Origin of the sequence: Pseudomonas sp. NY15356 (genome assembly GCF_048068175.1) — a bacterium.
GTDB classification, from domain to species: Bacteria; Pseudomonadota; Gammaproteobacteria; order Pseudomonadales; family Pseudomonadaceae; genus Aquipseudomonas; species Aquipseudomonas putida_K.
On record NZ_JBLUPW010000012.1, the window covers coordinates 63198 to 75889 of the forward strand.

General features: G+C 65.3%; 8 protein-coding genes and 1 riboswitch. Of the genes, 3 read left to right on the forward strand and 5 right to left on the reverse strand.

The genetic code is table 11. The annotated features are described in order from the left end of the window. Positions 1–21: 21 nt before the first annotated feature. The 4 genes from ACNFCI_RS12110 to ACNFCI_RS12125 form a co-directional block, all read right to left on the reverse strand. On the reverse strand, positions 22–2736 hold the full coding sequence (locus tag ACNFCI_RS12110) for a LuxR C-terminal-related transcriptional regulator (RefSeq protein WP_368829207.1): 2715 nt from the start codon (positions 2734–2736) through the stop codon (positions 22–24). Positions 2737–3055: 319 nt separating this feature from the next. Next, on the reverse strand, positions 3056–4420 hold the full coding sequence (locus tag ACNFCI_RS12115) for a DUF1329 domain-containing protein (protein WP_084858558.1): 1365 nt from the start codon (positions 4418–4420) through the stop codon (positions 3056–3058). Positions 4421–4444: 24 nt separating this feature from the next. Further along, positions 4445–6334 (reverse strand): DUF1302 domain-containing protein, encoded by a 1890-nt coding sequence (locus tag ACNFCI_RS12120; protein ID WP_416768002.1) that lies wholly within the window; start codon positions 6332–6334, stop codon positions 4445–4447. Between the two features lie 310 nt (positions 6335–6644). After that, positions 6645–8327: a fatty acid--CoA ligase gene (locus ACNFCI_RS12125; RefSeq protein ID WP_368829209.1), complete on the reverse strand. Its 1683-nt coding sequence runs from the start codon at positions 8325–8327 to the stop codon at positions 6645–6647. 225 nt (positions 8328–8552) lie between these two features. Here ACNFCI_RS12125 and ACNFCI_RS12130 point away from each other — a divergent pair, with 225 nt between their 5' ends. The 3 genes from ACNFCI_RS12130 to ACNFCI_RS12140 all read left to right on the forward strand — a co-directional run bounded on the left by ACNFCI_RS12130 (position 8553) and on the right by ACNFCI_RS12140 (position 11414). Next, positions 8553–9518, forward strand: coding sequence for a 2-hydroxyacid dehydrogenase (locus tag ACNFCI_RS12130; protein ID WP_368829210.1), 966 nt, complete (start codon positions 8553–8555; stop codon positions 9516–9518). A gap of 48 nt (positions 9519–9566) precedes the next feature. Continuing rightward, positions 9567–10565 (forward strand): methyltransferase, encoded by a 999-nt coding sequence (locus tag ACNFCI_RS12135; RefSeq protein WP_368829211.1) that lies wholly within the window; start codon positions 9567–9569, stop codon positions 10563–10565. 39 nt (positions 10566–10604) lie between these two features. Then, positions 10605–10822, forward strand: a riboswitch (yybP-ykoY riboswitch). Between the two features lie 7 nt (positions 10823–10829). Then, complete coding sequence (locus ACNFCI_RS12140) at positions 10830–11414, forward strand: TMEM165/GDT1 family protein (RefSeq protein ID WP_172403059.1); 585 nt, start codon at positions 10830–10832, stop codon at positions 11412–11414. A 105-nt stretch (positions 11415–11519) separates the two neighbouring features. Here the strand turns inward: ACNFCI_RS12140 and ACNFCI_RS12145 are convergent, their stop codons facing one another. Beyond that, positions 11520–12335, reverse strand: a complete 816-nt coding sequence (locus tag ACNFCI_RS12145; protein ID WP_084858564.1) for a M48 family metallopeptidase — start codon at positions 12333–12335, stop codon at positions 11520–11522. Positions 12336–12692 lie beyond the last annotated feature (357 nt).

The window sequence follows — 12692 nt, forward strand, 5'->3', positions numbered from 1 at the left end:
TGACGCCGGCAGCGATGGCGCTCAGACTAGCAAGCCGAGCGACTTGGCCTTGGCCACCGCCTGGGTGCGCCGCTCCACGCCGAGCTTGCTGTTGATGTGACTGGCATGGGTCTTGACGGTATGCAGGGAGATGAACAGCCGCTCGCTTATCTGCTGGTTCGAGCAGCCCTGGGCGATCAGTTCGAGCACCGCCAGTTCGCGACCGCTGAGCGCTTCGGTACTTTCGTTGGCCGCCACCGGACGCGGCAGGCTCGCCAGCAGGTCGACCTGGACGAGGCAGGCCGGGCGCGCCGCCAGTTGCTCGCGCAGCCATACCGGGTGCGCCTCGAGCAACCGTTGAAAGGGCTGCAGCACCCCACCCCGCGCCGCCTCCAGCGCCTTGGGCAGCAGCGCTGCGGCCTGCGCCTCCTGGCCTTGGGCAAGCAACTGTGCCATCCAATGGCACAGCGCGCAGACCACCAGCATCAGGCCACCGCTGCCCTCGCCACGGCTCACCAGCGCCTGCAAACGCCCGCAGGCCTCCTGCGAGCGGCCTAGCACGCCATCGAGCAGGGCCTGCTGCAATTCGATATGCAATGGCAACAGCGGATGGAACTCCGGCGCCGCTGCCGGTTGTTCGCCGCCGTAGGTCTGGCCCAGGCGCAGAAGCCAGGACTCGGCGAGGTCCGTGCGCCGCTGGGCAAGCCACAGCTCACACTTCACCAGGGTGATCATGGCCAGGTAGAAAATCGGCGGCACATCCCAGATATGCATCAGCCGCTCGGCCTCGGCCAGTTCGGCGAAAGCCTCGGCAAAACGCCCTTCGCGACCGTCGAGCGAGGCGATCACGCAGTGGCCGATCAGCACGCTGATGTCGCGACAGGCCCGTGCCTCGCTGAGCCCGGCGCGCAATCGGGCACGACCCTGGGCAGGTTGCAGGCGGGTGACCAGCAGGTAGCCCTCATACAAGGTCAGCCTGGCCCGCACGGCATACAGGCGCTGGCCCGACAAACCCTGCAGGCGCTGCAGCCCCTGACGGACTTCCTCCAGGGCACGCAGCACCTCGCCCCGGGCATGCAGAACCCGCGCGCGGTCATAGTGGGCCAAGGCCTCGAACAACGGGTTGCCGACCCGCTGCGCCAGCTCCAGTGCCTCGCGGTTCCAGCCACGTGCGCGCCAGAAGTCCCCGTCGGCGATCGCCAGGTTGGACAAGGTCGACAGGCACACCAGGCGCTGGCCGTAACGCTTGTACGGCAGGCTCTGCAGCGCTTCGCCGCAGTAGTCCAGGGTCCGCTGGCGATCCCCCCGCCCCCGGGCGATCACACCGCTCAGCGCCAGCCACTGGGCCAGCATGGATTTTTGCGCAGTGGCCGAGGGCGCCGGCAGGAAGCGGCTGAGGTGAGCGGCCAGCTCCTCGGCCGCGTCCAGCTGGCAGGCCAGGCCCAGGGCCCAGCTGTACAGCACGATCAGCCGCGGCGTGCTGATCAGCAGGCTGTCGGGCAAGTCCATCTTCCAGCGCAGCAACATGCCGACATTCTGTTCGGCCAGCAGTTGTTCCTCGGAAAGGCTTTGCACCAGGTCGGCGGCCACGTCCAGGTGGCCGGCGCGCAAGGCCTGTTCGACCGCCTCGTCCAGCAGCCCGTGGGCCTGGAACCAGCGGCAGGCCCGTAGGTGCAGGGCAGCCAGCGGCTCGCTGGCCTGGCGGCTGCGCAACAGGTCGGAGAACAGATGATGGTAACGGAACCAGTGGCTATGTTCGTCCAGCGGCACCAGGAATACCTGGTGGGCCTGCAGGTAATGCAGGATGCCTAGGCTGTCGTCGCGCTCGCGCAGCGCGTCGCACAACTCGGCGCAGAAACGCTCCTGGCAGGCGGTGTCGTAGAGGAAGGCCTGTACGTGCGCCGGCAGGATCTCGATGACCTCTTCGAGCAGGTAGTCGCGAATCAACCCTTCGCCACCGTGCAAGGCCTGGGGCAAGGCGTTGTCCTCGCCCGACTCGCTGGCCGCCAGTTGCCAGAAGCGCAGCCCGGCGACCCAACCGTCGCTGCGCTGGATCAGGTTGTCCAGGGCCTGGCCGCGCAAGCCAGTAGGTTGGCGGCCGATCACCGCCAGGGCTTCGTCGGGCGTCAGGCGCAGGTCCTGCTCGTTGAGTTCGACCAATTGGCGCGACAGGCGCAGCCGCGCCAGGTGCCAGTCAGGCCGTTGACGGCTGGTGACCAGCAGCATCAGCCCGTTTGGCAGGTGGTTGAGGAAGAATTGCAGGCAGCGGTCAAGCACTGCCCCCTGGGCCAGGTGGTAGTCATCCAGCACCAGCAACACGGGCGACTCAGGCTGCAGGTAGAGGGCCAGCTCGTCGAGCAGGCCGTCGAGCCACTCTTCGAAGGCGAACGGCTGGTGGCGCTGGCGCATCTTCAGAAGGCCCATGGCCTGGCCGCCAAGTGCCGGACAGAATTGCTGGAGCCCTTCGAGCAGGCGTTCGAGGAAGCGCCCCGGGTCGGCGTCCCGCTGGCTCAGCCCGAGCCATAGGCTGCGCCAATGGGCCGGCAGGGCCTGGCAGAACTCGATGGCCAGGGAGCTCTTGCCGAAACCTGCCGGGGCATTGACCAGCAGCAGGCGCCCACTCAAGCCCGCGTGCAGCCGCTGGCACAGGCGCGACCTGGGGACGTGCCCATCCGGCAGCGGTGGCCGGAAGAAACGCCCGTCCAGCAGGCCCAGGGCCTGGCTGGCGAATCCATGCGTACGGGACAGGTCTGTCATGGCCGGCTCGTTCTGGGGTGGAGGACTATGGCAGTACGGATTGTTGCGAGACTAGCGGGTAACGCGGCGCATTTGAAGATGATGGGCGCGTCGGGCGAGGAAAAGACTACAACAAAAAGAAACAAGACCGATGGCGGAAATGGGCGGGTATTGGATGCATGAATGGGACGTTAGGGCAGGTCTTGAGATGGGTGCCGCCTGTGGGATCGAGCGCCGCGCGGGCGGCGCTCGATCCCACAGACACCAAAGCGGCTACGGCGAACGCTTGCATCACCAAAGGGCTGCGAAGCAGCCCCGTGGCTTCACACCCTGACGAACCTCAACGCACGCCATCCTGGCGCAGCGCCGCAGGCTGGAACTCGCTGCGGCTGGCACTGAAGCCGAAGTCGTAGGCGCGCTTTTCCTCGTTCTTCATGCCCAGCGCCAGGTAGCGGCCCGATTGCAGGTCGTAGATGGCCTCCAGCGTGTACCACGGCACCTGGACGTTGTAGTAGTCCTGGGCATGGGCCTCCGATACCCGCCACAACTGGCCACGGCCGTCGTACTGGTCGATCACCGCGGCCTGCCAGGTGTCCTCGTCGATGTAGAAGTCACGCTTGGCATAGATGTGCCGCTGGCCCGGCTTCAAGGTCGCGACCACATGCCAGACGCGGCGCAGTTCATAGCGGGCCAGGTCCTGGTTGATATGCCCGGGCTTGAGGATGTCCGCATACTTGAGCGTCGGCGAGTCGAGCTTGTAGGCGTTGGAGGCGATGTACATCTCCTTCTTGCCCTCGAGCTTCCAGTCGTAGCGGTCCGGCGCCCCGTTGTACATGTCCAGGTTGTCGGAGGTGCGCAGGCCGTCGGCTGCGGTGCCCGGGCCGTCGTAGGAAACCTGCGGGGCCTGGCGCACACGTCGCTGGCCGGCGTTGTAGATCCACGCCTTGCGCGGCTCCTTGACCTGGTCGAGGGTCTCGTGAACCAGCAGCACGGTGCCCGCCAGGCGCGCCGGGGCGGTGACCTTCTGCTTGAAGTAGAACAGGATGTTGCCCGGGTTGTTCGGGTCGTAGTCCTTCATGCGGTCACGGAAGACGAACTGGTCCTGGAAGTACACCAGGCTGTACGACCCGTTCTGCTGTGGCGTGGCCTGGGTGACCAGGCGTGTGACGCTGCCGCCTCGGTAGCGGGTGATGTGGTTCCAGATCACCTCCAGGCCCGTCTTGGGAATCGGGAACGGCACCGCGGTGCGGAAGTCCTTCAGGCCGTTGCCGCCTTCGACCAGGGTGGTCTTGGTGGCGTTCTCCTTGATGGCGGCGAACACTTCATCGGGCACGGTGGCGCCGCGATGGGTCTTGTACACCGGGATCTTGTAGGTGTCCGGATAGCGCTTGAACATCGCCAGCTGGCCGGGGGACAGCTTGCTCTTGTACTGGTCGACATTCTGCGCGGTGATGGTGTACAGCGGCTGCTCGCCCGCATACGGATCGGAGAGGAACCCCTTGGCATCGGCACTGCCCGCGGTCTTGGACAGCGGCTGCCAGGGGCCGATGGTGCCGTCGGCGTTGCCGGCCTTCTCCGCGCCCATCGGGGTCAGGGTCGTGCCCAGCTTGGCCGCCTCGTCGGCGGATACCGCAGCCATGACGCTGGTCGCCAGCAGGGACAGGCCCAGCACACCGGCTTGCAGCAGACTTCTGGTCTTGTTCATTGTCGTCGTCCTGGATCAGTGTTCTTAGAAGTTCACGCCAAAGCTGAGGGCGATGAAGTCACGGTCGTCCACGGTGGTGTACTTGCCGTCGAAGAAGTTGGTGTACGACAGGCTCGCCGTATAGGTGTTCTGGTACTCGGCATCCAGGCCCAGGCTGATCGCCTTGCGGCCTTCCTCGAAGTTGGCGCCTGGGCCGGGCGAGTAGCCCGAGACGTCATGGGACCAGGCCACGTTGGGCTTGAGGTTGACCCCGGCGAAGACGTCGTTGTAGTCCCAGATGGCACGGGCGCGATAACCCCAGGAGGTGGTGGTGGCGTAGCCGTCGTTCTCGCACTTGCGGCTGAGGTTGGCAGTCGAGGTGTCCAGGCCCGAGTTGCCCAGAGTGCCGCCGTTGAGCAGCTCACAGGTATTGAACGGGCCCGTGGCCGGCAGCGGGCCGGGCCCATAGACCGGGTCGCGACCGTAGCGGGCCTTGGTCGAGCTTTCCAGGCCGCCGATATGGGTGACGCCGATTTCACCCACCACGGTGAGGCGGCTGGCGCCCATCACCTGGTCGAAGAAGTGCGTGAAGGTGGTCTGGAACTGGGTGATTTCCTTGCGCCGGTAGCCATGCAGGTCCTGGCCCGGGGTGCCGGTGAGCACCGAGGCGTTGCTGTACGGTGGCACCCCGATCGGGCCCACGCCGGCGAACAGGATATCGGTGGTGTTCAGCTGCACCGGAGCGTTGGGCCGGTAGCTCAGTTCGCCACTCCAGGCCGTACCGGTCGGCAGCGTGGTCGAGAAGCTCAGGCCGTACAGGCGGATGTCTTCGGGGTATTCGATGAAGTATTCCGAGTTGCCGGCGACGATCAGCGGCACAAGGCCGGCGAACGGGGTACCCAGCAAGCCGCGCGCGCGGTCGTAGGTCGCCTGGGATGCGCCACTGGCACTGAAGATCGGTGCGCGGCTGTGGTAGTTCATGAAGTAGGCGCCGAACTCGGTATCCAGCGGTTCGAACATGTAGCGGAACGCGACACCGAACTGGCCGCTGTCACGGGCGTCACGGTCAGCGCCACGACGCACCAGCACGCCTTCTTCGTTGATGTCCACGCCCTGGCTGTTGAGGAACGGTACCGCGGTGGGGATCGCCCGGCTGCTGGCCAGTACGCGCAGGTTGTCGGTGCAGCCGTCGGCCACGATGTCCGGCTGGGAGAAGAAGGTGCCGCAGTTGTCGACGACGGTCTGGTCCCACTCGATCTGGTAGAAGGCTTCGGCCGACAGGTTGTCGGTCAGGCTCTGGGACACATAGAACATGTTGACCGGAATCAGGCCTTCCTTGATTTCCGCGCCCGGGCGGCGAAACGCCGCCACGTCGATCGGGTTGACCGCGTTGATGCCGCCGCCGATGAAGGTGCTTTCACCCCAGCTGATCACCTGCTTGCCCAACCGCACCGAGCCTGGTTGATCGCCGATGGCGTAGTTGTGGTAGACGAACGCGTCGAGCAGCTCGGCGCCGGACGACTTGGCGCCTTCCTTGCGGTTGGAGTCGCTGATGTCCTTGAACTCGCGGTGTTCGTCCTTGAGTTCGAAGTCGTACCAGTACTTGCCCCGTACGAACACACCGGTGTCGCCGTACTTGAGCTCCAGGTCATGGATACCCTTGAAAATCTTCGAGAAGGTCTCGCCCTTCTTGAAGTTCAGGTGGCCATCGTCGGAGGTCTGGGACAGGCCCTTGCCCCCGTTGTTGGCACCGATCAGGTTCTTGTTCGGGTTGGCCGTGGACCAGCTGGCACCGATGGAGAGCGACGAATCGAACTGGCCTTCGATTTCACCGATGTTGAAACTGACACCGAACGCGGGACTTGCGAGCGTGGAAGCGAGGCTGACGGCCAGGGGCAGCTTGGCCCGGCGCCAGAACAGGTTTGCAGATGTCATCGACGCTACTCCATGTACTTTATTGTTATGGCAGTGAGTCCTTCCAGAAACGGCCCGGGCGACCGGTGTGCAGGCTTTCGCCCACGGCGCTGCGACTTGCACGCAGCGCCTCCCCATTCCTGAAAATCCCCTGGCCCCGACTATAGCCAGCAGGCACAGGTGCTTGATCCCTCTAAAGTGTGATTTGAATGCACCCGTTGCGGCAGCGACCTGCAGGCCACGGCAAGCATGGCGCAATTCCTGCGTTTTACAAGCCGCCAGCCGCTCTGCAATGCGGGTCACATGGCAACGCACGCGGCCGGCACGCCTGTCAGAGAGTCGACAGGAAGGTGCTGTTGCTGGCCTGCCACTGGAGGATGTCCTGGCGGATGCGCTTCTTGTCGAGCTTGCCGACGCTGGTCTTGGGAACTTCGGTAACAACGGCAATCTGGCTGGGGATCGCCCACTTGTTGATATGGCCCTGCTCGACGAACGGCTTGAGGTGCTCCTTGAGCGCCTTGGCGTCGATCGCCTGGCCTTCACGCAGTACCAGCAAGGCGAAAGGCCGCTCGCCCCATTGCGGGTCGGCGATGCCGACCACCGCCACCTCGCGGACCGCCGGGTGCCGGCTGATCAGGTCTTCCAGGTCCAGGGAGGAAACCCATTCACCACCGGTCTTGATCACATCCTTGATGCGGTCACGGATATCGATGTAGCCCATGCCATCGAGGGTGGCGACGTCGCCGGTGTGCAACCAGCCCCCGGCCCAGAGCGCCTCGCTCTTCTGCGCTTCCTTGAAATAGCCCATGGTCAGCCACGGGGCACGCAGCACCAATTCGCCCTGGGTTTCCCCGTCGGCGGGCAGGAAGTTGCCCTCGCCGTCGACGATCGCCGCCTCCACCAACGGGACCGGCACGCCGGCCTTGATCCGGTACGAGATACGCTCATCCTCGCTGCCGGCCTGCAGTTCGTCGTTCAGGTGCGCGCAGGAGATCAGCGGGCAGGTTTCGGACATGCCATACGCCGCGGTGAGCTGGATACCGCGGGCCAGGGCCGCCTCGTACAGCGCACGGTTCAGGGCGCTGCCGCCGATGATGATCTTCCAGCCGCCGAAGTGTTCGCCCTGGCCGGCTGGGCAGTTGAGCAGCATCTGCAGGATGGTCGGCACGCAATGGGAGAAGGTGACCTTTTCCTCGCGCCACAGCTTGAGCAGCATGTCCGGCTCGTAGCGCCCCGGGTAGACCTGCTTGAGGCCGAGCATGGTGGCGGCGTAGGGAATGCCCCAGGCATGCACGTGGAACATCGGCGTGATGGGCATGTACACATCATTGCTGCCCAGCAGGCGCACGCTGTCGATACTGCCTGTCACCGAGGCTTCGGCCAGGGTGTGCAGCACCAGTTGGCGGTGGGTGAAGTACACGCCCTTGGGGTTGCCGGTGGTGCCGGTGGTATAGAAGGTGGTGGCCACCGAATGCTCGTCGAAGTCGGGGAAGTCGTAGTGCGGGCTGGCAGCGGCCAGCAGCTGCTCGTACTCGCCGACCAGGTTGGGCAGGTCGGCATGCTTGTCGGGGCCGTCGGTCAGCAGCAGGGTCTTGTCCACGGTGGCCAGCTGGCCGGCAATGGCCTGATAGAGCCCGACGAAGTCGCTGTTGACCAGCACGAAGCGGTCCTCGGCGTGGTTCATGGTATAGAGGATCTGCTCCGGCGACAGGCGCACGTTGATGGTATGCACCACCGCGCCGATCATCGGGATGGCGAACATGCATTCGAGGTAGCGATGGCTATCCCAGTCCATCACCGCCACGGTGTCACCGGCCTTGACCCCGGCCTCGGTCAACACGTTGGCCAGGCGCGCGATGCGCTCGACCAGCTGGGGGTAGGTCAGGCGCAACTGGTCACGATAGACGATCTCACGGGTCTTTTCGTAGCGCCCGCCCGACATCAGCAGGCGCTTGATCAGCAAGGGGAAGGTATAGGCGCCCTCGGCGGGCTGGATGATACGCGTCTGCAACATGGGTATCCCTTTTCTGCAATGCGGGCCGGACAAGTCTGGCCGTTACTGTAGAACGGTGACGCATCGGTCAAATCAGCCGAAGGAATGATTTGCCAGGCGCAAGGTATGAGTGGCCAGGTGCCGGCCGCTTGACACATCGCCCGCCGGCCGTCAGGTTGATGAACCCTGTGGGAGATAGCCCAAGGGGGCATGCGAAACCAGAACCTACCAGCCCCGGAGCCTGCCATGCCCAGCCCGCGCCGCGCCGTATTCCTTGACCACCAGTCCCTGGACCTCGGCGATCTCGACCTCTCGCCCCTGCATGCGCAGTTCGACGAGCTTCAACTGCATCCCTCGACCCGCCCGGACCAGGTCGCCGAACGCCTGCAGGGCGCCACCGCGGTGATCAGCAACAAGGTGATGATCGATGCCGCAGCGATGGAAGCCAACCCGCAGTTGCAATTGATCCTGGTCGCCGCCACCGGCACCAACAACGTCGACCTGGCCACCGCGCGCCTGCGTGGCGTCACGGTGTGCAATTGCCAAGGCTATGGCACGCCGTCGGTGGCTCAGCACACCCTGGCCCTGCTGCTGGCACTGGCCACGCGCCTGTGCGACTACCGCCAGGCCGTCACCGACGGGCGCTGGGCCGCGGCCAGCCAGTTCTGTTTGCTGGACTTTCCCATCGTCGAGCTACAAGGCAAGACCCTCGGCCTGCTCGGCCATGGCGAACTGGGCGGCGCGGTGGCACGCCTGGCCGTGGCCTTCGGCATGCGTGTGCTCAGCGGGCAAATTCCCGGCCGCCCAGCCCGCGCCGAACGCCTGCCGCTGGATACGCTGCTGCCCCAGGTCGATGTGCTGACCCTGCACTGCCCGCTCAACGATCACACCCGCCACATGATCGGAGCCCGCGAATTGGCGCTGCTCAAGCCCGGCGCCCTGGTGGTCAACACCGCCCGCGGCGGGCTGATCGACGAGCAGGCCCTGGCCGATGCCCTGCGCAGCGGCCACCTGGGCGGCGCTGCCACCGACGTGCTGAGCGTCGAGCCGCCGGTCAACGGCAACCCACTGCTGCAGGCGGACGTACCGCGCCTGATCGTCACGCCCCACAGTGCCTGGGGCGCGGTGGAGTCGCGCCAGCGCATCGTCGGCCAGTTGAGCGAGAACGCCGAGGCATTCTTCGCCGGCCAACCACGGCGTGTGGTCGGCTGAAGCCAGGGCCTCTGGTACACTGCGCCACTTTTTCAGGAGACGCCGTCCATGGACCCGCGCAGTGAAGTATTGCTTCGCCAGGCCGAACTGTTCCAAGGCCCGTTGCTGCTTGCCGGGCTCCCCGCCGATGACCTGCTCGGCCAATTGCCGGGCGCCCACGGTTGGTCCTGGCATGCCGGCGACCAAGCGCTGCTCGACAGCCGTTTCGCCGGCCGCAGCCATTATGGCGTCGAGGTGCCGGACGTCGCGTTCGAGGCCGCCGTGCTGTTCCTGCCCAAGTCCCGCGAGCTGGCCGCCTATCTGCTCAATGCCCTGGCCTCGCGCCTGGCCGGCCGCGAGCTGTACCTGGTAGGCGAGAAGCGCGGCGGCATCGAAGGCGCGGCCAAGCAGCTGCAGGCCTTCGGCAAGCTGCGCAAGCTCGACAGCGCCCGGCATTGCCAACTGTGGCAGGTGACCGTGGACAACGCACCGCAGGCCAAACCGCTGGAAAGCCTGGCCGAGCGCTTCGAGTTGCCACTCGCCGACGGCCCGCTGCAGGTGGTCAGCCTGCCCGGCGTGTTCAGCCATGGCCGGTTGGACCGCGGCACCGCCCTGCTGCTGCAGCACCTGGACAACCTGCCGGTCGGCCACGTGCTGGACTTCGGCTGCGGCGCCGGGGTGCTGGGCGCAACGGTCAAACGCCGTTACCCACAGAGCCAGGTCACCCTGCTCGACGTGGACGCTTTCGCAGTGGCCAGCAGTCGCCTGACCTTGGCGGCCAATGGCCTGGAGGCTGAGGTGATCAGCGGCGATGGTATCGATGCCGCGCCTGCCGGGCTGGCCCTGATCCTGAGCAACCCGCCGTTCCATACCGGGGTACACACCAATTACCAGGCATCGGAAAACTTGCTGAAAAAATCAGGCGAGCACCTGCAAAAAGGCGGTGAAATGCGCCTTGTCGCCAACAGCTTCCTGCGCTACCAGCCACTGATCGAAGGGGCCCTGGGCAACTGCCGGACCTGCGCCGAGGCAGAGGGTTTTCGCATCTACCAGGCAACGCGCGGTTAAAAACAGGGCTTGCCGAAAGCCGCTCGGCTAGGCAGAATCCGCACCGTCCTAGGGGAGTAGTCTCCCGCGAGCGCCCAGCTCGCCCGGCACGCGTCAACACACTTGGCCCACAGGCCATGGCGCGTGCGACCCAAGCTCCATAGAGAGCGATCCGCACCGCCGGATCACGGGTTTGACAAGACCTATGACACGCACACCTTACCCGGGGCGGGGAGGTCGTACGTGTCATAGCCGTGTCGGCCCGCCCCTGTAGGAATCCTGATGCTGGAATCGTTGCTCGTCCCCACCGCCATCGTTGCCCTCGCCGAGATCGGCGACAAGACGCAATTGCTCGCACTCATCCTCGCCGCCCGTTTCCGCAAGCCTTGGCCGATCATCGCCGGCATCATCGCCGCTACCCTGGCCAACCATGCCGCCGCCGGTGCCGTAGGCGCCTGGGTCAGCAGTTTCTTCAGCGACACGGTGCTGCACTGGATCCTTGCCGCAAGCTTCGCCGCCACGGCCCTGTGGACCCTGGTCCCGGACAAGATGGACGATGACGAGAACAGCGCCGCACGCCGCTTCGGCCCGTTCGTCACGACCTTGATCGCATTTTTCCTGGCCGAGATCGGCGACAAGACCCAAGTGGCCACGGTCATGCTGGCAGCCCAGTACCCTCACCTGATCATGGTCATCATCGGCACCACCCTGGGCATGTTGATCGCCAACGTGCCGGTGGTATTGGCAGGCAATTTCGCGGCGGAGAAACTGCCACTGACCCTGATTCGTCGCCTGGCAGCGACGGCGTTCTTCGTACTGGCCATCGTCGCGGTGTATTCGGCGATGAAGGCCAGCGGTTGGGTGGGTTGAAGCTATACGGGGGCTGCTGGCAGCCCCATCGCGGGGCAAGCCCGCTCCTACAGAATCCTGCGCAACCCTGTGGGAGCGGGCTTGTCCCGCGATAGGCCCCTTTGTTTACTTCCGGGCCGCCTCATACAGCGGCATCACCTTCGGAATGGCCGCCTGCAGCGAGGCGATCCGAGTGCTCGATGCCGGGTGCGTGCTCATGAACTCCGGCGGGGCACCGTTCGAAGCCTGGTTCATCTTGTTCCACAAGGTGATCGCGGCATTCGGGTCGTAGCCAGCGCGGGCCGCCAGCTCAAGGCCGATCAGGTCGGCCTCGTTCTCGTTGGAACGGCTGTTGGGCAGGGTCATGGCGTAGTTCACCACGGTATCGGCCAGGGCCATGCCACCCTGGCCCAGGCCGAACAGGGCGCCGGCGCCCTGGCGGGCCATTTCCACGCCATAGGCCTTGGACATCGCCTCGCGGCCATGCTCACGCAGGGCGTGGGCGATTTCGTGGCCCAGCACTGCAGCGATCTCGGCGTCGGTGAGCTTGAGTTGGTCCATCAGGCCGGTATAGAAGATGATCTTGCCGCCGGGGCCGCAGTTGGCATTGAGCTCGTCGCTCTTGATCAGGTTGACCTCCCAGTTCCATTGCGCGGCATCGGGCCGGAACTTCGGCGTCTGGGCGATCAGCCGGTCGGCGATGGCCTGGATGCGCTTGGCCTTGGCGCTGGTCTTGTCCAGTTCGCCCTTGGTCGACGCCTCGCTGAGGGTCTGCTGGTAGGACTGGGCATACATCTGGTTGACCTGATCGGTCGAGAGCATGCTGAACATGTACTGCTGACGGTCGACGCCCACGGCGCCACCGCTGGTGGTATTCACCGCCTGGCAACCGGCCAGCAGGATACTGGTGCCCAGCAGGCTGGCAACGAATGATCTACGCATGGAAACACTCCCTTTCTACATGCCGCGTATCCTAGGCCGAGTCGCCTGGCCTCGCCAGAGCCGCAGGGAAGATTTATCCGCGCCCCCTCATGCTTTGGTATTACCCCGCCGATAACCCGGGATAACGACCCTCCTGAGTGCGCGGTGCCCCATGAAGTTCAAGTCGATCCAGTTTTCCGTGGCAGCCCTAGCCGGCGCCATCGTGTTGAGCATTGTCGCGGCCCTGGTGCTGTACGCCGTGTATGCCGGCGAACGCACCCAGACGCTGGTGCAGGAGCGCACCCGCCAGCAGTTCGAGAACGTGATCGAGCAGCGCCTGGCCGCCCTCGCCCGCACCCAGGTCAGCGAGATCCAGCG